The 24,500-nt window shown below is 50.9% G+C and carries 13 protein-coding genes; 3 read left to right on the top strand and 10 right to left on the bottom strand.

What is annotated here, in order from left to right; genetic code table 11:
• Positions 1-3: 3 nt before the first annotated feature.
• From porV to BLU97_RS01140, 8 genes are all read right to left on the bottom strand, one after another.
• On the bottom strand, positions 4-1,146 hold the full coding sequence (gene porV, locus BLU97_RS01175) for a type IX secretion system outer membrane channel protein PorV (protein WP_081352851.1): 1,143 nt from the start codon (positions 1,144-1,146) through the stop codon (positions 4-6).
• A 74-nt stretch (positions 1,147-1,220) separates the two neighbouring features.
• A complete protein-coding gene (porU, locus tag BLU97_RS01170) occupies positions 1,221-4,361 on the bottom strand; it encodes a type IX secretion system sortase PorU (RefSeq protein WP_074759874.1) in 3,141 nt (1,046 codons plus the stop codon).
• A gap of 36 nt (positions 4,362-4,397) precedes the next feature.
• Positions 4,398-5,015: a fumarylacetoacetate hydrolase family protein gene (locus tag BLU97_RS01165; protein WP_028911201.1), complete on the bottom strand. Its 618-nt coding sequence runs from the start codon at positions 5,013-5,015 to the stop codon at positions 4,398-4,400.
• 206 nt (positions 5,016-5,221) lie between these two features.
• The gene (locus tag BLU97_RS01160) at positions 5,222-7,612 is read right to left on the bottom strand and encodes a beta-glucosidase family protein (protein WP_074760372.1); all 2,391 of its coding nucleotides are present in this window, start codon (positions 7,610-7,612) and stop codon (positions 5,222-5,224) included.
• 42 nt (positions 7,613-7,654) lie between these two features.
• Entirely contained in the window at positions 7,655-8,860 is a 1,206-nt protein-coding gene (locus BLU97_RS01155) for an esterase (RefSeq protein ID WP_074759873.1), read from the bottom strand.
• Between the two features lie 49 nt (positions 8,861-8,909).
• Positions 8,910-9,824, bottom strand: coding sequence for a hypothetical protein (locus tag BLU97_RS01150; RefSeq protein ID WP_074759872.1), 915 nt, complete (start codon positions 9,822-9,824; stop codon positions 8,910-8,912).
• Between the two features lie 49 nt (positions 9,825-9,873).
• A complete protein-coding gene (locus tag BLU97_RS01145) occupies positions 9,874-11,460 on the bottom strand; it encodes a RagB/SusD family nutrient uptake outer membrane protein (protein WP_074759871.1) in 1,587 nt (528 codons plus the stop codon).
• Positions 11,461-11,500: 40 nt separating this feature from the next.
• Positions 11,501-14,530, bottom strand: a complete 3,030-nt coding sequence (locus BLU97_RS01140; protein ID WP_074760371.1) for a SusC/RagA family TonB-linked outer membrane protein — start codon at positions 14,528-14,530, stop codon at positions 11,501-11,503.
• 269 nt (positions 14,531-14,799) lie between these two features.
• Between BLU97_RS01140 and BLU97_RS01135 the strand changes: the two genes are divergently transcribed.
• The 3 genes from BLU97_RS01135 (at position 14,800) to BLU97_RS01125 (ending at position 22,066) form a co-directional block, all read left to right on the top strand.
• Entirely contained in the window at positions 14,800-15,879 is a 1,080-nt protein-coding gene (locus BLU97_RS01135; RefSeq protein ID WP_074759870.1) for a haloacid dehalogenase-like hydrolase, read from the top strand.
• Between the two features lie 116 nt (positions 15,880-15,995).
• Positions 15,996-20,024, top strand: a complete 4,029-nt coding sequence (locus BLU97_RS01130) for a two-component regulator propeller domain-containing protein (protein ID WP_074759869.1) — start codon at positions 15,996-15,998, stop codon at positions 20,022-20,024.
• 110 nt (positions 20,025-20,134) lie between these two features.
• Positions 20,135-22,066, top strand: a complete 1,932-nt coding sequence (locus BLU97_RS01125; protein ID WP_074759868.1) for an alpha-amylase family glycosyl hydrolase — start codon at positions 20,135-20,137, stop codon at positions 22,064-22,066.
• 45 nt (positions 22,067-22,111) lie between these two features.
• Here BLU97_RS01125 and BLU97_RS01120 read toward each other — a convergent pair whose 3' ends face one another.
• The gene (locus BLU97_RS01120) at positions 22,112-23,563 is read right to left on the bottom strand and encodes a family 43 glycosylhydrolase (protein ID WP_074759867.1); all 1,452 of its coding nucleotides are present in this window, start codon (positions 23,561-23,563) and stop codon (positions 22,112-22,114) included.
• A gap of 2 nt (positions 23,564-23,565) precedes the next feature.
• Entirely contained in the window at positions 23,566-24,264 is a 699-nt protein-coding gene (locus BLU97_RS16355; protein ID WP_410543897.1) for an acetylxylan esterase, read from the bottom strand.
• Positions 24,265-24,500: the final 236 nt, after the last annotated feature.

The following is a 24,500-nucleotide window of genomic DNA, read 5'->3' as shown; positions in this document are numbered from 1 at the left end:
ATTCTATCTTTTAAATAAATCTTTAATGCCGTCCATATCAAATGTCAATGAGAAACGCAGTGTCTGGTCGAGTGGGTTGCTGCGTGCTGTTGATATCACGTAGCCCACATCCAGCGAAAACACGTTCATCTTAAAGCCGCCACCCACGGTAAAATATTTCAGGTTACCTTTCGACTCGGCCTGATGGTGGTAGCCGGCGCGCAGCGCAAACTGATCGTGGTACACGTATTCGGCACCCACGCTCCATTGTATCTCCTTTAACTCCTCGCTCAGTCCGCCAGGGGCATCGCCAAAACTCTTGAATATACCGCTGATGGCACTGATGTCGCTATACTCGCGGCGCACACGGTCCTGGTAGTCGCTGTTCGATTCGCCTTCTTCCTGTCGGGGCACGGTGGGCACCAACAGCTTATTGGCATCGGCGGCTATCGAAAAGCGGTTGTACTCGTCGATAGGCACCATGAGCGAGGCACCAAGGCGCAGGTTGGCGGGCAGGAACTGACTCTCGTCGTCGCCATAATAACTGATTTTGCTACCGATGTTCGACATGTTCAGTCCTATACCCAACTGGCACTCTCTGCTGCCCAGCATCACGTAGTTGTTATAGTACATTGCCAGGTCGGCAGCAAAGGCCGAGGCAGGTTTCGAGTCTTCGCTGTAGTCGTAGCGCAGGTCGCTGTAAATCCAGCGGATGGCAGCGGCCAACGAGAACTTCTCGCTCAGCATCATCGAGTAAGCCACATCAAACGACATCTCGTAGGGCTTTACCGTCATACCGTCGTTGGCAAACACCTCGCCAAGTGAGAAATAGCGCAGCGAACCGCTGATGGCCGAATAGTCGCCAATGCGGTAGTAGCCAGCCAGATAGGCCAGGTCGATATCGTTTACCAACTGGCGCAGCCATGGGGTGTAGTTCAGGGCGATACCGGCACGACTGATGCAGAAGGGGTATTTGGCGGGGTTCCAATACTGTGAGTTAACGTCGGGATCGGTGGCCGCACCCACATCACCCATACCGGCGCCACGGGCATCGGGGGCTATCGTCTGCGATATCACGGCATGCTCCACGGGGTTGAACATCGCGTTCTTCTCGTCCTGCGCCGAAGCAGTGAATAGTGAATAGTTAAAAGTGAATAGTGTCACCATTACCCACCTTAGTATACGTCCATTATCTTTCATAATCTTCATACTTTCAATGTTCAATGTTTAATCTTTAATCTTTAATGTTTAATCAATAGTTTGATGGTTTTGCTGTCGCCATCGTTCAGGGTTAGGCGGCACAGGTACAAGCCTGTGTGCAGTCGGCTGCCGCCTGCTACGTTCAGGTTCCAGTCTATCGTAACGGTGTCGTTAGTTGCCATTACAGTATCGGTCTGTCGCCAAAGCTGTCTGCCGCCCAAGTCAAACACATCCAGTGTTACCTTCAGTTCGCTGCCAGGACGGTCGTGGGTTATTACAAACTGGGTGTCGGTGCTGGCTGGGTTCTGTGTGCAGGTAACATTGAATTCGCCCGAACCCGCATCCTCGCTCACCTCGAATAGCAGTTCGGTGGTGGTCGAGTTGTTCAGAATGTCCCAGGCTCTGAACAGCAGCTTATGGGTGCCGACACTCAGTTCGGGTATGCTAAAGCCGATGCTACCGCTGCGGTAGTCGCCAAAGTCGTACTCAAAATAGTTGTTCAGGTTGTAGGTCTGGTTCATATCGCCGTCGATAATCAGCTCCAGGTCGTGCCCGATGCTGCTGCCCGAGGCGTTGATGCCGCTATCGTCGTAAAGCTCGGCTATAAAGTAAGGCGTGGTGTTTACTTTACTGCCGTTCTTAAAGTTTTTCGAGTTCAGATAGCAGTAAACCGACGGACCGATGGAGTCGGTCAGTGCAGTGCTACTGCCTATCAGCTCAAAGCTCTCGTTCTCGCCGTGGGCCGAACGCGTCTTATCGGCATTAATGGCATATAGGGTCATCAAACCGCTACCGTCGGTATAGCTGATATCCTTGGGGATGGCGAAGGTGAAGTAGAAGATGCCCTCGGTTACGTTTTCCGAACCGCGATACAGGTAGTTGGTACGATCCTGATATACAAAAGCCTTGTCGGCTCCAGTGCTCGACTGGTCGTTCAATCGACAGGTGATGGTTTCTTCGGCGTCGCGAACAGATAGTGTGACGATACCGTTAAAGTCGGTGTCGGTCTCATCGTTCAGCTCTACATGGCCGGTTATCTTTACAATCGAGCCGGCTGCCAGTTTAATGCCCTCGGTGGCGGGCTGTCCGTTAATGCTATCTACCACCATGGTTTGCTGGGGGGTGTTCAGTTGCAGGGCTGGGTCGCCTAACAGGGTGTATTGCAGTTTGTTACAGGTCATGTCGCTGCTTTTCTCTACCAGCTCGCACTTGGCCAGACGTACGGCCTCGCCGATAGCCATGCCTGGTGTTAGCACATGCTTGGTAAAGGCCAGGTTCATCACCTCGTTATAAGTAGCATAAACGGTGCGGGTGGTGCCAAAAAAGGCTATGCCGCCACCTTTGCTGTTCAGCATTACGGTCTCGCCAATGTTCTCTTCCTGTCCGTCAAAGGGCATAATGTCGCACGAGGCCGTCATCCACAGCGGCAGGTAGTTGCTCTGCTGACTCTCAAAGTCGGTCAGCTTCATCACCAGCTCATGACTCATGGCATAGGCGGCACCATGACCACAGTAGTTCATCATCAGCGCGCCGTTCTGCAGTTGCTGCTTAATCAGTCGGGTTACGTCGGGGTAGCTGTAGCCGGTGCTCGACGAGGTGCGTTGGTAGGCATCCCAGTAAATCTTATCTACATTGTAGTTGGGGTAGGTGCTTTCTATCATCGTGGCCACCTTGTCGGCAGTCTTCATGTGCGAGTTGTCGTTGCCGTCGTCGCCCATCATGCATATCTCGTTCTGCCAAGGACCGGCATATTCGTTCTGGGCGTAACTGATAATCTTATCCACCAGCGTCTTCGCCTCGTCTGGGGTGCGGGCTGGCAGACGCCCCACAGCCACATCGGGCTTGCCGGCATAGGTAGTGCTGTTGCCGTTGGTGGTTTGTATCACCTCCTCATCGTCCAGCAGACAGAAGAAATCATCGCTCACGTAGCAGTTTACCTGACTGAACGAGTTCTCGCTTTCGTAGCATAGCAGATAGTCGTCGGGATTGTAACCGCTCCACTCGTTGGTGCGCATACGGTTGTCCCAAGCGCCATCGCCAAACAGTAGCAGGTAACGTGGTTTGTCGCTATCGGTAGTGGCACGGTCGTACAGCATTTTCAGATAGCGGCGGTAGGCAATGGCGTCGGGGGTGCCGCTGCTGAACTCGTTATACAGCTCATCGGCAGGTACGATGGTTACACGCAGTCCGTCGTGCTGCTCGTGGTGGGCTTTCAGGCGTTCGGCCTGTGCTAGCAGATGTTGCGATGTGGGGATGATCATCACCATATCAGTCGCAGCATCGGCATGGTGATCCTGGTTGGTAATGCGGTACACGTATGCGGGCTCACCGATGGTGATAGGGGCAGGCTCAGCGTGTTGCAGGTCGATGTAGTCCAGTCGCAGGTTGCCGCCAGCGGTCTGGGTGATACTGATGGTGTTGTCGGCCTTCAGGTTTGTCAACTGGTATTGCCATAGCTGCTCGTCGGCCTTGGTGTAGCTGTCCAACGAAATCTTTTTGCTGATGGTGGCTACCACCGAATCGTTAATGCTGATGGTGGCTTCGTAGTCGGCATCGGCTGTAAGGGCTATACCTATGCGCCCTGTGCTACCTGTGGCCTTCAGCTTGTAGGTTTGTGGTGTGCCGATGGTGTAGAGTGTTTTATCAAACAGGTTGCGCCCGCCGTGGTACCAGGCATAGTTGTCCACCTCGTACAGCTGGTGGTAATCATGGTTGGCAGGGTAGTGCTGGCCCACTAAGGTAGCGCTGTCAGTAGTCAGCGGCTCGCCGTCACTCTCGGTCAGAAAGTAATAGCCGTAATCAGCATAAGGATTGCGCGTGCGCGCGAGCGATTCCTTATTATTCCAGTTAACCGTACCAACGCCATAAAACACCCGCTTGCCGTTCATGGTGCAGGTGGGCAGTTCTTGCAGGTCGTCGGTAGCCGATAGGTAATCGCCTGTCAGTCGTTCGGGTTGCAGCGCACCTCCATAGCCGTATATTTTTACATGGCTGGCATCGCTAAACCCTGCTTTCTTAATAAGTACATCTGTTAGTTCGTAAAAACCACTCTCAGCAACGCTGATTTTTGCCCAGTTACCCTCGCGGAGCACCGAGTGTTCCGCATACCGCCCTTGTGCCTTGGCCGTGGTGCCTAAGGCTATCATGAGCAGCACTGAAAGTAACGTGCTGATGGTCTTCACTATATGTATTAACGTAAAGAGCTGTGTTTTATTGCGTTACTTGCAATGAAAGTCGAGTACTTTTCGTTCTTCCAGCCATCCTTCCAGGTGGTCGTTAATCTTCACGGGGCCCACACCGGCAGGAGTTCCGGTATATAACAAGTCGCCTGTTTTCAGAGTAAAGAACTGTGAGATGTAGGCAATAATCTCATCTATCTTATACAGCATATCGCTGGTGCAACCCTCCTGAACCGTCTGGTTGTTGATATCCAAATGGAAGTGCAAGGCCTGCAAATCCATGAACTTCTCCTTGGGCACCCACTCGCCGATGGCTGCCGAGCCGTCGAATCCCTTACAGATGGTCCAGGGCTGTCCGGCCTCGCTGGCCTTGCGCTGCAGGTCGCGGGCAGTAAAGTCGATGCCCACGGTCACAGCATCGTAGTAGCGATGAGCAAAACGCTCGGGTATGTTCTTGCCTAAGCGGCAGATGCGCACCACCACCTCGGTCTCGTAGTCTATACGCCCCAGGTGGTCGGGGATAAAGAATGGCTTACCCTGATTCAATATCGCCGAATCAGCCTTCGTAAATATCACTGGCTCATCAGGGCGCTTCAGCGTCCCATGCAGTTCCTGGTTATGTGCGGCATAGTTCATGCCAATAGCAAATATCTTCATACGGCTGCAAAATTACAAATAAGCGAGCGAAATACAAAATAAAATGCTTTTTTTTTCTACCCAAACGCTAAAGGTGCTTTACCATGATACTAACTTCCCTTTTGTGTTATACTATCAGGCGGATAGTGTGATACTAAATAAAACCGCCGATGAGATCCTGGTGGGCGATTCATCGGCGGCGGGGGAGTTAGAAAATTGATTAGGTCTTATCTCTTCAGGAGATTGAGCTGGGTTTGGGGAGCCAGCACATTGTTAACCTTGGTTTGCTGAGCCTTGACTGTTGCTTTGAGAGTGGCCTTGATGTCGGCTGATGAGGCTCCTACCAAGAACTGGTATTCGCCAGCGGCAACTACCCAGGCCGAGGCGGCTTCGTCGAACGAGGCCAGGTCGGCAGCCTGTACGGTCATGGTCACTGTCTCGCTCTCGCCTGGAGCCAACTGCTTGGTCTTAGCAAAGGCCTTGAGCTCCTTGACAGGTTTGTTGGCAGCCTGGTTGTCGGGAGCTGAGATGTAGAGTTCTACCACTTCCTTACCTTCGTGCTTGCCTGTGTTCTTAACCGTTACGCTCACCTCGTAGGCGTCGCCTTTCTCAACAATCTTGGCATCGCTATACGCAAAGGTGGTGTAGCTGAGACCGTAACCGAATGGGTAGCTAACGGGTACGCCGAACGAGTCGAAGTAACGGTAGCCTACGTAGATATCCTCCTCGTAATCGGTATAATCCACATTCTTCACATTGGCGCTCTTTGAGCCCTGATTGGTCATGTCGATACGTGGATCCTGATCCACGGGGAAGTTCTTTGAACTGTAGGCATCGGTAAAGTTTACAGGCCATGTCATGGTGAACTTACCACTTGGCGACTGCTTACCGCTGAGCACATCAACTACGCTATTACCGCCTTCCTGACCTGCCTGCCAAGCACACAGGATGGCATCGGGCAGAGTGTTCCAGCTGGCAGTTTCGATGACACCACCGATATTGAGCAGTACAACTACCTGCTTACCAGCCTTGTGGTAAACGTCGCAAACCTGAGTGATGAGCTGGCGCTCAGAGTCGCTCAAGTTGAAGTCGGCAGCCTTGCGGTCCATAAACTCACCCGAGATACGACCGAGTGTGATCACGGCGATATCCGAGGCAGCAGCCTGCTTGGTCAGCTCGTCGGCGCTGAACTGCTTCTCGGCAGGCAGTGGACGGGGCATGAAGCGCAGAAGCATGGCGTTCTTGGGATCTTTCTTGGCAGCAGCTGCAATCTCTGCCTCTACCTTTGCCTTGCACTCGGCAGCGTAGGCGGCATAGGCGTTCTTCAACTCGTCCGAAACGGTGTAGCCGCCATTTTTCAGACCGTCGAGCAGCGACACCACATAAGCGTGGTTCACATTACCCGAACCAGTACCTCCAGCGATAAAATCGTAAGAGGTGTTACCATACAGGGCTACATTCTTTACCGTCTTGGCAAAAGGCAGGGCGCCACCATTCTTCATCAGCACCATACCCTCGGCAGCACTCTGACGGGTCACAGCAGCATGTGCTTTGAGGTCAGGCTTGTTTGAATACTTATAACCCTGGTAGCGGGGGCTCTTCTCAACCAGGTTCAGAATGCGCTTGACGCTGCGGTCGAGGTCGGCCTCGCTCAGCTTACCGCTTTTCACACCTGCTACGATGCTGTCGAACTGCTCGGCCTTACCCGGCTGCAGCATGTCGTTGCCAGCCCACATCTGCTTGGCACCATCCTTGCCGCCAAACCAGTCGGTCATCACCGTACCCTCGTAGCCCCATTCGTCGCGAAGAATAGTGGTTACCAGGTCCTTGCTCTCTGAGGTGTAAACGCCATTGATATAATTATAAGAGGTCATCACCGTCCAAGGTTTACTCTCCTTGATGGCAATCTCGAAGCCCTTCAGGTAGATTTCGCGCAGGGCTCGCTGAGAGATATGCGCATCGTTGTTCATGCGGTTGGTTTCCTGATTGTTGGCCGCAAAGTGCTTGATGCTGGTTCCTACATCGTTCTTCTGCACACCGGTGATATAGGCGGCAGCTGTTTTACCAGCCACCACGGGATCTTCAGAGTAGTACTCGAAGTTACGACCGCACAATGGGTTACGCATGATGTTGAGGGCTGGGGCCAGCAGCACATCGGCGCCATATTCCTTAACCTCTTCACCTATAGCCTGACCTACTTGCTCGATGAGCTGGGTGTTCCATGTTGAAGCCAACAGGGTTCCGATGGGGAAGTGGGTGCAGTAGTAGGTGGCTGAATCGCCTTCACGCTTAGCATCGATACGCAGTCCGGCAGGACCGTCGGCCAATACCACAGCGGGAATGCCTAATGAGTCGAGTGGGTAGGTAGTACCGGCGGCACCAGGTACTAAGCTACGGGTAGCACCAATCACAGCATCGTTGCCCGAGAAGCCTGCCATACCAGTACCAATCACGAAGTGTGCCTTGTCTTCGAGTGTCATCTTGCTCATCACCTCTTCCTTGTTGATGGTGTTCTTTGGGCCTTGCTTATCGGCTGTAGCACAGGCTGTCAGCAGCAAAGCAGCTGCAGCAATGTAAAAATGAGAAAATTTAAAAATTAAGCCATCTGACTGCTTCATAATCATATAACTTTTTAATTATTACATTATTACATTTTTTCATTATTTAAAAAGCAGTGGAGTGAATTCTGAGAGATAGATTCGCCAGTTGCGCCAGATGTGACCACCCTCGGTCTCGAGGTAGGTGTACTTGTGGTGCTTAGAGTCGAGATAAGCACGCAGGTCGTTGTTGTTCTTGATGAGGAAGTCGGTCTTACCGATACCAATCCAGAACAGCTTGGGGTTCTTGGCAAACAGCTTGTCGATCTTAGCATTGCGGTCGGCATAGATGTTGGGGAAACCACCATTGGGCTGCTGCTGATCGACTGCGGCTGAGAACAGACCTACGTAACCGAACATATCAGGATTGTTGATAGAGATGAAGAGGCTGTGGAAACCACCCATCGACAGACCGGCGATGGCGCGGTGAGCCTTATCCTTCTTCACACGGTAGGTCTTCTCGATGAACTTCACGACATCGGGGAAAGCAGTCTCGAAGCTACCTTCCATGGTCTTAGGCAGCATCATGGTTGGCACCTTGAATCCCTCGCTGGTCTCGCCTGGACAAGCCTCCTGCGAGATGTTGCCGTTGGTCATCACTACCAGCATAGGCTCGGCCTTGCCCTGAGCAATCAGGTTGTCGAGAATCTGGGCAGCACGACCCAGCTCGCTCCAAGCATTCTCGTCGCCACCGATACCATGCAGCAGGTAGAGTACAGGATACTCCTTACCGCTGGTTTCGTAGCCGGCAGGGGTGTAAACGGTTACACGACGGGTAAGACCTGCAGTAGGACTCTCGTACCATACCTTACTTACTGTGCCGTGTGCCACCTTGTTAACCTTATAAAGGTCGGTACGCTGATCGCCACCAATCAGCAGTACGCTGAACAGGTTGTTAATATCACGGATATTGTAAACGTTCAGTGGGTCGATAATCTTTACACCATCCACAATCATATTATAGGTATAGAGCTCGGGCTTCAGGGGCTCGGTAGTAAAGCTCCAAACACCCTTCTCGTTCTTAACCAAATCAACTACGTTAGGGGCATCGTAAGTGTTACCGCCAAACTCCACCTTCTTTGGGGGCAGGAAGTCGCCAGTAATCTGTACCTTCTGTGCCTCAGGGGCAATGAGGTTGAATGTTACACTGTTGTCGGCATGTACATCGGGTGAGGCCACCTGTGGGCCCTGACCCCAGCTCAGATTCTGCTGAGCTTGGGCTGCCATGCCCATCAGGCAGAGGGCAGCCATAAGCATTAGTTTCTTCATTATTAATATTTAATTTAGCTATTCACGCTGCAAATATACGATTTTTTTCTTACTTTACAAGTGAAATGAACATAAAATTGAATGCACCGCTACCGGTAGTACCTGCAGCATCGATGGTTTCGAGGCTTGTGCCCTTGAATGTGTATAGGGTTTCGCCCTCGGCGCTCTTGGCGGTGGTTATCTCAACGCTACCGCCTGTCAGATACTGCATTGTACCGCCATTATCCAGATAGCTGGTGCCGCCTGCCATACCGTAATCGGGTATTGAGTAGCCGGCGCTTATCTGCATGGCATCATGCGCATCGCCAACGATGGTATAGGTGCCAGCCAGGTCGGCTGCCTGCTTGTTGTTGCCATTGATGGCATCGAACATAGCCACCTGCTGACCGTTAGGATCTTTGACGGTAATGGTATATTTGGTAACGTCGGGATAAACGGTGTTCTGGAAGGTGGTCCAGTCCATGATGGCAACCTCGCTCGTTGCGATGGTCATGGTATAGCCGCTGGGCTCAGGATCATCCTCGCCAACGATGAAGGTCAGCTCGCCCTTGAAGTAAGGCTTGTACTGCTTGCCGTCGCTGGTCTTCACCAGTCCGCTGATAAAGTAGCAACCGTTGACGGCGCTCACGTCGATGCTACCCTCGCTGATGGTTGCGCCATTGATGCTACCAGCGTAGGTGCCACCTGTAGTGAGGGTGGCTACAGGCTGATAGGTACCCTCGCCAAGAATCCACTCCTTACTGCCAAAGCTAAGGCTGAGGCTGTTGCCTGCAGCATCGGTAAACTGGGTGTTCAGCGCCTTGATGCCCTTACCCAACTTGGTGGTAGGCTGTACGCTGCCGTTATTGAAGGTGCAGAAGGTGATGTTGCTGAACTCGCCCTGCAGGTCTTCGATTGATTTATTGTCGCAAGCCGTAAAGCCAATCACAGCCAACAACATGATGATATATCTAAACTTTTTCATAATTTTCAATTTTTACATTTTCTCATTCTTACATTTTTACATTGTAGAATTACCATCCCGTGTTCTGAGTCATATTGGGGTTGAGTTCGATTTCCTTCAGAGGGATAGGCAGTAGGTTGTGCTTCTCCTGGAAACCATACTTGTCGTTCTTGAAGAGCCACTGTACACCCTCGGTACCGAAGGCCGGTATCTCCTTACCCTGCTGACCCAGTGCCGACGCTGCATCGCCCCAGCGAACCAGATCCTGGAAACGTACGCTCTCGTTGCAGAGTTCCAGACGCTTCTCGGTCTTGATGTCGTTCAGCGTTACGCTGGTCAGCGGTGTCTCCTTGGCACGTACTCGAATCTGATTGATGTAGTCGAGTGCCTTGCTGCTGTTGCCTGCTTGCAACTGAGCCTCGGCGGCCAACAGCAGAACCTCGGCGTAGCGCATAATCTTCAGATTGGTGAACTGAACACCCTGGAAGAACGACTGATCCACAACGCAGTCCTCCTTCAGCGACTGGTTTTTCCACATAAAGTATCCCTCGCAACCATATACCAAGGCACCTGTCTGGATAGTAACACCAAAGTTCTTCAGCTGGTCGTAGGTCATCATGGTCTTGTTGAGACGGTAGCCGTTGGCACCCTCCCAAGCCACGAAAGCATCGTAGAGAGATTTGCGTGGGTTCATGAATCCGTAGGTACCCTGAGCAATCACAGCAGCAGCCTGACCGCTGTAGTTCACCTTGTCGGTACGCCAGCCCTGCATCAGCAGCTCCATATCAAACTGGTTCCACATCTGCTCGGTATCGTTACGCTTCTGCAGTTCGAATACCGACTCGCAGTTGTTGTTGGCTGCAGCATGGAACAGCGCATCGTACTCACCCTGATAGAGTGCGTATTTGCCTGAGTTTATCACGTTGTCGAGCATGGCGGCAGCCTCGCTGTACTTACCTTCGAAGAGATAAGCCTTGCCTAAGAAAGCCTGAGCCGTCTCCTTGGTGATGCGGATGCCTCCCTCGGCATCGTTCACGTCGCTCTTAGAGGGCAGGGTACCGCTGTTGATGGCCTCGTTCAGGTCGTTCTCGATGAGTGCCCACATATCAGCAGGAGTGCTGTTGCCTAAGCGATATTCGCCTGGTTCCAACAGATGATCCACAACAGGGGCTGTGCCAAACAGGGTTACCAGTTCGAACGAAGCCCATGCACGGAACACCTTAGCCTCGTTGATGGCGCGTTTCATAATAGGGGTCTCACCCTGTACCTTGTCGATAATCAGATTAGCTTTATAGATGACGCCATAGAGACCCGAGTAGAGGCTCTGAACCATACCGTGATCGGTGCCGAAGGTGTATTCGTTGAGTTTCTCCATTTCGGCGTTGTCGCCACGCGAACCGCCACCTGTCCAGACATCGTCAGACAGACAGTTCTTGGTCATAAACCAGTTGTAATGTAGGCCACGCATCTGCAGATAGAGCGAAGAAGTGGCCTGCATGGTGTTCTCGTCGTTGGTGTAGAAGTCTTCCATACTTCCCAGGTTGCCGTGCTTGGCAATGTCGAGCTCGCTGTCGCAGCTCACTACGAGGAAAGAGGAAAGAGGAAGGAGGAAGGAGAATACTCCTGCTACAACCATTTTATATATATTCTTTTTCATAATGATTTCAATTTTTCAATTCTTTAATTCTTTAACTCTCTTAGAATTCAATGTTCAGTCCCAGTACCACTTTCTTTGAGGTGGGGTAGCCACCCTTGTCGATACCCATACCCGAGGTAGAGTTGGTAGCAGCCTCAGGATCGAAGCCAGGATACTTAGAGAAGGTGAAGAAGTCGTCGAGCGAAGCGTAGATACGGGCATGGCTCAAGGCTACTTTATTGATGAGGTTCTTAGGCAGGGTGTAACCCAGCTGAATCTGCTTGATCTTGAAGAAACTGCCATCGTAAACCAGCGCACTCGATGTGGCATACTTATCCATGTCGTTAGCGCCAGCACGGGGTACGGTGCCGTTAGGATTATCTACCGTCCAACGGTTGTCGTAGAACACTTCCTTCAAGCGGTTCGAAGCAGCGTAGTCGGGACGGTTGATACAGTTGAAAATCTTGTTGCCGTGCGATCCGGTTCCGAATACGGTCAGGTCGATGCCCTTATAGGCCGCTGTGAGGGTGAGACCGTAGGTGAAGTCGGGGATGGCATCGCCGATGTAGGTCAGGTCGCCATCAGATACTTTTCCGTCGCCATCCAGATCCTCGAACAAAGGATTACCTGTTTCCTTGTCGATGCCGGCAAACTTGTAGCCGCGGAAGTAGTAAACGGGATAGCCCTTCTCGAAGTAGGTGATGGTGTAAGTGTGGAAGTTGCTACCGCTCAGGCGGGTAATAGAAGGATCGATATAGGTAACCTTATTGCTCAGGGTAGAGAGGTTGGCACGGATGCTGTAGTTGAAGTCGCCGATATGGTCGCGCCAGCCCAGCTCAAACTCAAAGCCCTTGTTCTCAACGTTACCGGCATTCATAGGCGAGGTGCTGCCACCGATGATGAGCGATGGTGTGGTACCCCATACCAGCAGGTCCTTAGTCTTCTTGATAAAGTAGTCGATGCCGAAGGTCATGCGACCGCCCATCAGGATGCCGTCGAAACCAAAGTTCAGCTGCTCTGAAGTCTCCCACTTCAGGTCGTCGTTACCCATGGTTGATGGGGCTGCGGCCTGGGTGTAGTTGATACCTGAAGAGAATGGATAGAGTCCGCCCAGTGACATATCGGTGCTGTAGCTGTAGCCGCCCAATGCCGAGAGACTACCATTCTGACCCCAGCTGGCACGGAACTTCAAGCTATCGAAGGCTTTCTTCAGTGGTGCAAAGAACTTCTCCTCGCTGATGGTCCAACCTACTGATACGGCAGGGAAGTAACCCCAACGGGTTTTCTTTGAGAGCTTCGACAAGTCGGCAGCATCTGCACGCAGCGAAGCCTGCAGCAGGTAACGACCCATGAAATCATACGAAAGACGACCGAAGTAGGAGTATTTGGTACTCTCGTTGGTTTCGCCGCTCACACCTTTCGTGGCCGATGCGTTGGCATAGTTCAGATAGTAGAACAATGGGTCGTTCTTCTTCAAGGCATCTTCGCCATTGGCTGTCAGCTGACCGTTCACATTGTCGCTTGATGACTTCTGGAACGACATACCGACCATGGCTGTAACGGTATGACCACCAAACTGTTTCATATAGTTGGCAAAGTTCTCCCACTGATAGTAGATAGAGGTAGAAGAGCCTGCGCTGAAGTCGAGGTAGTCGCGACTCTGCACACCGTTGCCATAGAATGGCAGACTGGTGCTGCTACTACGTGTACCAGCCAGACGATAACCGAAACGAGAGGTAACGGTGAGGCCCTTGACTGGTGTGAAATCGCCATAGATAGAACCATTGATATTGAATCCCTGGTTCTTTGACAGACCGTTGTCGCGCATAATCATGGGGTGATACTGCTCACCGGCATAGAACTTAGATACGGCATAGTAGTTACCGTTCTCGTCCTGCAGCAGCTGCTTGCCGTTGGCCTGGGCATTTACCATCTGGTAAGGCAGGTTCTCGGCGGTGTAGGTGTCGGGAGTCAGTGGGTCGAGCATCAGGATAGATGTCAGCAGCGAGCCGTACTCGCTGTTGGTAGATACCGAGCGAACGTCGTATTTCTCAATCTGGTTGGTAGTACCTACCTTCAACCAGTCTTTAATCTTATATTCGGCGTTGATGGTGGCTGTGAGTCGTTTGTACACATCAGCGTCGCCTTTAACGATACCATTATTATTAAGGTACGCGAGCGAGAGGAAGTAGTTGCCGCGGTCGTTACCACCGGTGAACGAGAGGGCGTGCTTCTGCATGTGACCATGATTGAAAGCCACATCGGTCCAGGCTGTGTTGGTCACACCGTCCCAGTTCTTCAGCATATAGTCCTTCGTAAAAATGTTACCCTCGTCCATATACTGGATATACTGCTCGGCGTTCAGCATCTTGGGGATGCGGGCCAGGCTTTCGTCGGTGAACATAAAGTCGTAGGTAATCTTACCCTGTCCGGGCTTACCTTTCTTAGTGGTGATGAGTACCACACCATTACCAGCCTCGGCACCGTAGATAGCGGCCGATGCAGCATCCTTCAGGATTTCCATCGAGGCAATGGTGCTGGGGTCGATACCACTGATATCACTCAGGCGTACACCATCAACAACGAACAATGGCTCTGAGCTTGAATTAGAGGAATAACCGCGTACGCGGATGGTTGGTGATGAACCAGGAGCAGCGCTCGACTGGATAATCTGTACACCCGAGGTCTTACCCTGCAGGGCTTGTTGAGCGTTGGCGATGGTGCGGTTTTCCATATCCTCGGGCTTTACCTGAGAGATGGCACCTGTTACGCTACTCTTCTTCTGTACACCATAACCAACAACAACGACTTCGTCGAGAACCTTGTTGTCGGGTTTCAGGTTGATAGTCATGCCGTTCTTAGCGGCACCTTCAAAGGTTTGATAGCCGATGTAGGTCACCGTGAGGGTATGACCTGCTTGAATGTTTACCACGAAATTACCATCAAAATCGGTGATGGTGGCATTCTTGGGATTACTTTTTTCGGCTACGGTTGCTCCGATAACGGGTTCGCCGTTCTCGTCGATTACATGGCCCTTCAGTCCTTGGGCGAAAGATGTTACTGACATCATCAGTGCCATCAACATCAACATAATACTACTCTTCTTCATTGAGCTTTAATTGTTTTGAGTTAATTGTTAGGAATATAATTTGGTTTTGAAAATCTCGGCTGCAAAGGTAACGCGAATTATTAAATAGTGTTTTTTTATTCTGTTTTTCGTTTTTCGCGCTTGTTCAAATCTATATAGGTGTTGTTCGATTTGTTTAAAACTTGTCGATTTTGTTCATATTTCCGTATTTTTCTTTTGCATTATTAAATATGTTTTGTACTTTTGCAACAACAAACTAATCTTATGATAAGATGATAAAGAAATTAACCGTTTTGATGTTTGCCGCTTTGTTATCGTTCAGCGGTGCAAGTGCAATTACTTCGTGCAGTAATGATGATGTAGAAGCTACTGTACAAAAATCGTATTTTGAGTCCTGGAACAAGTGTGAGGCACTGACAGCCTTGCAGGAGTATGTTGAGGATGTGACTAACCCGAAATCGCCGAACTATATCAGCGAGGAAGACCGTATTGCCACCTTTGATATGGACGGCACCTTTGTGGGTGAGCTTTATCCTACTTATTTTGAGTATAATCTGCTGGAGTACCGTGTGCTCGACGATGCTGACTACCGCGACAAAGCTCCCGAGGATGTGCGTACAGCAGCCCAGAACATCCGAGACTTTGTGCGTAACGGCACGGCGTTGCCCGACCATTTCGATATGATTCATGCCAAAGCCGCTGCCAAAGCTTATGCTGGTATGACGCTGGCCGAGTTTGATGCCTACGTAAAAGCCTATGCTGCTAAGACTGCTAACGGTTTTACAGGTATGACCTATGGTCAGAGCTTCTATCGTCCCATGCTCGAGGTGTTCGAGTATCTGAGGGAGCATGGCTTTACCTTTTATGTGGTATCGGGTTCCGATCGTTTTATCTGTCGTGCATTGGTAGAGTCAATCGGTATTGCACCAAACAGGGTGATAGGCATGGATGTTAGACTGGTGTCTAGCAGTCAGGGCGACGTGGCAGGTGTGAACTATACCATGGGCAAAGAAGAGAACTTGGTGCGTACCGATGAGTTGATTATCAAGAATCTGAAGACCAATAAGGTACTGCAGATATCACAGGAGATTGGTAAGGTGCCCGTACTGTCGTTTGGCAATAGCGGTGGCGACAGCGCCATGCATAACTACTGCTTGAGCAATAGCAAACACCGTGCTGCCGCCTTTATGCTGGTGGCTGATGATGAGGCTCGCGACCATGCTAACCGCGAAAAGGCACTATCGCTGGCACAGAAGTGGCGCGATAGCGGCTACCATGTGATTTCTATGCGCGACGACTTTAAAACCATCTACGGACCAGAGGTAGTGAAGGTGCCTTTCACCTTCGAATAAGCCCTACGCGGGTTGTCCGATTTGTTTAAAAGTTGTCGTGTATGTTCAAATAATGGTGATAATTGCTGAATTATCTGGAGTTTTTGTTATCTTTGCAAGCAAATAACTACAAAAAGATGACTAATAGAAAACCTGTTTTCGCAATTATAGTTTGTGCAATGCTTGCTATGTTGATGCTGGGCTGCCAGCGTCGGGGAACCGACGGAACGTCGCTGGATAAGGACGAGGAGCATGATCTGGTGGTGGCCAATGAACTGTCGAACAGTCGTGTGCAGTGCATTGCCGAAGATGCTGATGGCTACTTGTGGATTGGCACCTTTCGTGGCTTGAACCGTTACGATGGTCACGAATATCACCAATACTTCTGTACATTCGATTCATTGGGGCTGCCCGATAATCAGATACAGAGTCTGCTTTGCGATCAGCAAGGCCGGCTGTGGGTGGCTACTGTCAACGGGGTGTGCCGATACACCCGACAGGACAATTTTGAATCGATACCGATGCAAACCAGTAACCGGAATGCACGGAAACTATTGATGGACAGTAAGGGGCGCATTTTTGCGTATAACGGTATGGAGCTGCTAATGTACGACGAGCAGCAACATATCTTCCTGTCGAAGTTTAATCGAACCATCACCAATCAGTCGTGGGGCGACTGTTTTATTGATGGCGCCGATAATATCCTGATGGTGGGTTCTGACAATCTGCTGGTCATCAATGGCGAGACGTTTAAACAGAAAGCCGAGGTGAAGGCCGGTCAGCAGTTGGGATTCTATTTCTTCGAACTGCTGCCCAACGGGTTGCTGCTGTGTTCGGGCAATGGCACGTTGGTGCTCTACGATACCAAGTCGCAGCAGCTGATTCCGCTCAGTAGCGAGATGCATGATAGGCTGACGGCTCACAACAGTGTGCTGCAGGCTGCCTGCCTGTTGGACAACAATACCATCCTGCTCAGTACATCACGTAACGGACTCTTCGAACTGAACCTGCTCACGCATACGCTGAAGGGACAGGCCGACGCTAACTTCACCTTACCGGTGCCAGATGCCTATGTCACTAAGATTTTCCAGGACTCCAGAAAGAACATCTGGTTGGGTACGTATGATAAGGGCCTTTTTGCCGACTACTATTATAAAGAGAAGTTCGGTGGTAGCGATAACTACCTGAATCGGGTGATAGAGAATTCGTCGGTATTGGCTGTGGCTATCGATAAACAGGCCAATCTGTGGATATCTACGCTGCTGAAGGGCGTGTTTGTGTATCATTCCACCACCCAGAAAGCCGAGCATATTGAGATTGCTGGTCTGCCGGCAGGCGAGAAGAAGAATGCGATTACCAATATCTTCTGCGATCGCGACGGGCTGCTTTGGCTTTCTACCACCAGTGGGGTGATGAAGTGCCAGTATGATGGCGCGAAACTGAATATTCTGAGTCAGTGGCAGCTGCCGCCAACGATGTGTTTCGAACAAACTGGCGATGGCACAGTGTGGGCGGCTTCAAGCACCACCTATATCTTCGCCTTCAGACCAGGTAGCTCAGAGCCGGAGGCCAAGCAAGCATTTAATGTTGACTTTACGTTTATCCCATCGCTGCTGAAATTAAAGGATGGCTCGATGCTGATATCAGCTTTCTATCAGCCCATCACGAAGATGAACCCTCAAACGGGGAAGCTGAGTGCGTTGGATATCCCCAGCTTGCAGCGTTGCATCCGTCGTAGTGTGTATATCCCTACCGATATGCTTCAGGATGCGAAGGGGAATATCTGGATTGGTACTGTGAGCAATGGACTGCTGTGCTATTATCCGCAAACCAACGAGGTGCGTCGTATTGCCGGTCTGTCATGTTCGGATGTAGGCAGCATTGAGGAAGACCGACAGGGTAATCTGTGGATTAGTACCATGAAAGGCCTGAACCGTCTCGACCCCAAGACAGGCACGATAACTGCACTTTATAAGGCCGACGGACTGGCTGGCGATGAGTTTGCCGATCGTGCCTCGTGCCAGTTGCCTAATGGCTGTCTGGTGTTCGGCGGTACCGATGGTATCACCATGTTTAATCCCGCTGATATCGATACGCTGAGGACGATTCCCCTGAAGTTCTGTCATCTGAAGATTCATAACCAGATGGTTCGTCCCACCAAGGGCGCACCCATCGAGTCGATGCTCGATAACTGTCAGGAGGTACGCTTGAAGCACAGTGAGAATAGCTTCAGCATCTCGTACACAGCCCTCGATTTTGGCGAATACGAACGCGTACATTATTATTATAAGCTGGAAGGATTTGATAACGATTGGATTGATGCGGGTAGCAGGCATGCTGCCGGTTATGCCAATCTGCCTTCGGGGCACTATACGTTCCGAGTGCGTATTTCCGATAGTGCCAGTGATGAGGCCAGCAGCTATGAGCGCCAGATAGGTGTGATAGTAGAGCCAGCACCGATGTTCTCGTGGTGGGCTTGGCTCATCTATCTGATTGTAGGTGCATTGATAGCCTTGTATCTTTACCAGAGTGCCCGTCGTGTGGTGGCTGCCCGTCGCGCTGCCCGAAAGGCTGAGATGGAGAAAGAGCAGGAGTTGCGTACCAACCAGATGAACATGAGTTTCTTTGCGAATATCGCCCACGAATTCCGCACGCCGTTAACGATGATTGCCGGTCCTGTGGCGCAGTTGGCTAAGAGCAACAGTGTTGGCGGCGAGGAGCGTAACTTGCTGAACATTGCCCAGCGTAGCATCCAGCGCATGTTCAAACTGGTGAACCAGCTGATGGACTTTAATAAACTGGAGAATGATACCCTGCGACTGAGCGTAGAGCAGATAGATGTGGTGAAACTACTGAACGACATCTGTGATACCTTCGAGTTTAATGCCAAGGAAAAGGGTTTGACGCTGAACCGCTTTGGTATGGAAGACCAGTTGATGGCATGGACCGATGGCGACAAACTGGAGAAGATTGTGAGCAATCTGCTGTCGAACGCTTTGAAGTTCACCCCACGAGGCGGCAGGATAGATGTGCAGCTGGATGTGGTTGATGATCAGGTGAAGGTGACCATCGCTGATACAGGCAAGGGCATTCCCGAGGAGCATAAAGAAAACATCTTTAAGCGCTTCTACCAGTTGGATAACCAAACCAAGGCTATTGTAAACTATGGTACGGGCATCGGGCTGTATTATGCCCGCCGGTTGGCCGAACTGCACCATGGTGCCCTGACAGCCGGAAATCGTACTGACGGCGAGGGAGCTGTGTTCACCTTGGTTTATCCCATGAATAAAGAGGCATACACCGATGCAGAGTGCAGACCACTGGAAGGAGATAGTACGTTAGCAGTTGGCGCCCAGCTAACTACTACCACCTATCAGCAATCACCCATCACCTCGCATCAGAATGATGATGACCGTCCGACTATCCTGATTGTGGATGATGATACCGAGATTATCAACTACATGCGAATGCTGTTCTCGCACGACTATCAACTGATAACCTGTCTCGATGCTGATACGGCACTCGAAGAGATGCGTGCTGCAGAGCCGAATATTGTTCTGAGCGATGTGGCTATGCCTGGTAAGGATGGCTATCAGCTCTGTCAGGAAATCAAGCTGGATATCCAGTTGAGTCATATCCCTGTTATTCTGGTAACAGCCAAGGTAACAGCCGAAAATCAGGTTGAGGGCTTGAATGTAGGTGCCGATGCCTATGTCACCAAACCTTTCGAGCCCGCTGTGCTCTCGGCACTCATCCAGTCGCAGCTGAAGAACCGCGACCGTGTGCGTAAGTTGCTCACCAATGCCACTACTACCGAGGATGAAAGCGTGGATAATGCCCTCTCGGAGCAGGATAAGCACTTTATGGAGGAACTCTACAAGCTGATGGAGGAAGAGTTGTCGAATTCAGAACTCGATGTAACCCGTATTACCAAGATGCTCTATATCTCGCGTACCAAACTCTATTATAAGATAAAGGGTTTGACTGGCGAAACGCCCAGCAGTTTCTTCCGTACCTACAAGCTGAACCGCGCTGCCGAACTGTTAAAGGGTGGTAAGCATACGGTAGCCGAGATTGCGGATATGACGGGCTTCAGTACCCAGAGTCACTTCTCGGTGGTATTCAAGAAACAGTTTGGTGTTACCCCTACCGAGTACAAAGGGTAGGGGTTGTGCAATCGTTTGCCACAGCTATGTGATGGGATTTCTTTTCTGATGCGAACAACGTATCTGAAAAATCCCTATCTTTGCAGCATGAGAATAAACTAAGAACAAAAATGAAACGGATTTTATTAGTAACCGCCATCCTGATGGCAAACGTTTTAACGATGAGTGCAGCAAAGAAACAAGTGATTGACCGTATCGAACCCACCGACTGGTATGTAGGCTTGAAGAATCCTCAGGTACAGCTGATGGTGTACGGACAGGGTATCCGCGATGTTGCCAGTGTAACAACCGATTATCCAGGTGCAGTCATCGACAGTATCGTTCGACTTGATTCGCCCAACTACCTGTTGGTTTATATGAATCTGCGTGATGCACAGCCAGGCACGATGGTGTTGAACTTTGGTAAGACCAAGGTACAGTATCAACTTAAACAGCGTGAGATGAGTGGCGATAAGCGTATGGGCTTTACCAATGCCGATGTGCTCTATATGCTGATGCCCGACCGTTTTGCACAGGGTGCCAATCATCCTACAAAGATAAAGGGCATGCGTAACTATGTAGAGGATCGCACCAAGCCCAGTCTGCGTCATGGTGGCGACCTGAATGGTATCCGCGAGCACCTCGACTACTTTAAGGAGCTGGGCGTAACCGCGCTTTGGTTTACCCCTGTGCTCGAGAATGATTCGCCTGATTCTAAGAACGATTTCGCAACCTATCACGGCTATGCCACCACCAATTATTATAAGGTGGACCCCCGCTTTGGTTCGAACGAGGATTATAAGCGCCTTTGTGATGAGGCTCACCAGAAAGGCTTGAAGATTGTGATGGATATGATTTTTAACCACAGCGGTTTTGAGCATCCCTGGACCAAGGATATGCCAACCAAGGACTGGTTGAACACCCCCGAATGGCTTACAGAGAAGAATAGCGGTCGCGACCCGATGACTGGCTTTACAGCGAATAGCGATGGATCAGCCCCCGCTAAGAGTGCTTATCTGCAAACATCGTATAAGCTTACCCCAGTGGTTGATCCTTATGCCTCAGAAGTTGATTTGAAAGAAACCGTTGAAGGTTGGTTCGTACCCTCAATGCCTGACCTGAATCAGCATAACCCCCATTTGATGCGTTATCTTATCCAGAACTCTATCTGGTGGATTGAGACGGTAGGCATCGATGGCATCCGTATGGATACCTATCCTTATGCTTATGCCGATGCCATGGCACAGTGGCTGAAGGAACTCAACGAGGAGTATCCAAACTTTAATACTGTTGGCGAAACATGGGTAACCGAACCCGCCTACACTGCTGCTTGGCAGATGGATTCAAAACTCTCGGAAAAGAACAGCTATCTCAAGACTGTGATGGACTTCTCGTTCTTCGACAAGTTGACTCAGGCCAGATACGAGGAGACAGATGGCTGGTGGAAGGGTCTGAACCGTATCTATAACTCGTTTGTTTACGATTATCTCTATCCAAACCCATCGAGTGTGATGGCTTTTATCGAGAATCACGATACCGACCGCTACCTGGGCAATGGCAAAGATACCCTCGCCCTGAAGCAGGCGCTGGCGCTGTTGCTTACTGTAAATCGTATTCCTCAGCTGTATTATGGTACTGAAGTGTTGATGAACGGTACAAAGGAGAAAACGGATGGTAATGTACGTAAGGATTTCCCTGGCGGATTCCCCGGCGATACACATAACTGCTTTACAAAGGAAGGTCGTACGCAGAGCGAACAGGCTATGTTTACCTGGCTCTCTCGTCTGCTGCACTGGCGCCAGGGTAATGATGTGATTATCAAAGGTAAGCAGATTCAGTTCACACCGTTTAATGGTATCTATGTGATTGCCCGCCAGTATCAGGGTAAAACGGCGCTCACCATCCTGAATGGTACATCGAAGCCTGCTACACTCGAGGTTGAGCGTTATGCCGAGGTCATCGGAAAAACATCAAAGGCTAAGGATATCCTGACGAATCGTTACTATGATTTATCGAAGAATATGGAGCTAAAGTCGCGACAGTCGCTTATTCTTGAATTCTAGAATAGTAAATCCCCTCCCTCGAAGCGAAGGAGGGGATTTTTGTGTTTAGTGCTTTTTGAAATTCCATTTACAGTTGTCTGTATTGAAATCGTATTTAGCGAGTGTAGGTGTTGAGTCACCAGCAGAGTAGAGGCAGAACTCCTTGTTCACACCCTCCTGACCAGGAATGGCCTTAGGCATGATACGGTATGTACCGTCTGTCAGCTGCTCAATACGCCAGAGCTGCTCGTCGGCACCTGTATAAGCGGCAACGGTTGTTACTTCCTTATTGGCAGTAGCAGCCAGGGCACGCTCGGTGCCTTCGATGGTAATCTTGAAGTAAGGATTGCTCAGATAACCACCGGCAGAGTCAACTGGAGTAATAGTCCAGCGCTGATGAGGACGGTTCATGTAGTCGCAGATACGAGCGGGGATGTCACCCTTTGGCCATGTGTCGATCACCTCAGCGAGCGTCTGGTTGGCGATAGGTTTCACTGGCTGCTCCATCTGGTTGCGGTTGAACCAGCCCTGGCGCTCCTGCTGCATGCGAACAAAGTCAACGGTGAGCTCCAAAGCATAACCACGGCGCTCCGACTCAATCCAGAAGTTACCGCCCTTGAAGTTGTCGCCGGCAACAGGCCAGCCGTTCTTCCAAACGATAGGACGTACGGCCAATACCGAACGACCGCTCTGCTCGAAATCGGCCTCCCAGTGGAACGACATCACCTCAACGCCTTCGTCAACGATGAAACGTCCGAAGTGACCGGCACCGCAGGCACGGTCTTCGGCTGCTATCACCATCTTTCCTCCGCCATGATACATGTCACGACCTACATTGTCGAGATAAGGACCTTCTACGTTGCGAGAACGGCCCACTACAATATTATAGGTAGAGTTCACACCGTCGCAGCAAGTGCCGTGGGTTCCCAACAGATAGTACCAGCCATCGCGGTACATCAGGTCGCTGGCCTCGCAGTCGATAGCGATATCCTTCTCTTTGTTACCCTTCTTGCGGAAACCGGTTTTGGGGTCGAGCTCAATCAGTCGGATAGTTCCGAAATAGGTACCGTAGCTTACCCACAGGCGACCAGTAGTAGGATCTAACAGCAAACCTGGGTCGATGGCGTCCTGATCCTCCATACCGTCAGAGGCACAAACCTCTACAGCCTCACTCCACTTGAAGTCGGGCGATTTAGGATCGAGGGTTTTGTTCCACATGGTGAGGATACGACCAGCGTGTCCGCCACCTAAGCCACCACCTGTTGCACCGTAGATGCAGAGGTAACGGTCGCCAATCTTCAGTACGTCGGGTGCTGCGCCGCCACCAGGACGGTCGGCGCCACTATGCCAGCTCCAGCCATCGTCGGTGATGATACCGCCACCACCGGTACCAAAGGTGTAGTATTTGCCATCGCACTCTGCGAGTGTCGAGGGGTCGTGAATATATGGAGCGCCAATCTGCGCATTAGCGGCTGCTGTTACAGCAAGTGCCGCCAGAAGTGTATGTAGTCTTTTCATTTTTATTGTGCTTTGATTGTATAGTTAGTTACAGGATTACCTTTCTCGTCGAGGAAACGAACGCAGAAGTCGCTCATGCCTGGGCCATTGATAACGGCACCACGCAGAATGTTACGTCCCTTCTTCAAAGTCAGACGTGCTGACATTGCGTCGTCCTTTACCATACGGCGGTCGCCAGAGAGCAGCAGTGCTTCCTCGCCATTGAGCCACCACATGGAGGCTGAGTTAGAGCCTACGGCCAAGCGTACGTTCTCGATATCCTCGTCGCAGTCGATAATGGTTACTGCCCAGAAGAGTACGCCGTAAACCTGCTGTCCCCACTTCTCTGCAAAACGGAACAGTTTCACGTTCATGTTCTCGCTGTCGAGAGCGTGCCAGGTCAGTGTCTGCTTAACGGTTGTCACCTTTGGTTCGGCAGGTTCCTGCTGACCGAAACCACGGCCGAAGCCTGGAGCAACCTCTACCTTCTTGTATTCAGCCTTCACCTTCTGGCCGTTCTTTGGCACGATGGTCTGCTGGCCCTTGAAATAGGTTGTGTTAAAGTGCTCACGCAGATATGAGTCGGTGAATACGGTGTTGCCGCTATTGGGCTTGTCGATCGGCTCCAGAAGCAACCAGCGACGGATGAATCCCTCGTCATCGGGCTTAGCTGTAGGTGTGGTAACAGCCGAGAAGTACTTAGGACGGTTCTTGAACTGAATCCAGTCCACGCTAACACCAGCATCACCCTCACAGGTAATTACCAGGTCGGTAACACCCTTAGGCATGTACTCTAATGGGGCAGTGAGTGTGAGCCACTGGTTACTGAAGTCGCGACGGAACATAGCTGGTGTACCAGCAGGACTCTCGGGCTTCACGGTCATGTCGATCTTAGCGATAATCTTACCATTGGCGCTCTTCTCACGTACATAGAGTGTGGTATTGCCGGCTGCTTTGG

Origin of the sequence: Xylanibacter ruminicola, assembly GCF_900107775.1 — a bacterium.
Lineage (GTDB): Bacteria > Bacteroidota > Bacteroidia > Bacteroidales > Bacteroidaceae > Prevotella > Prevotella ruminicola_C.
Note: the sequence above shows the minus strand (reverse complement) of the source record. Positions and strands in the feature narration are given on the sequence as shown.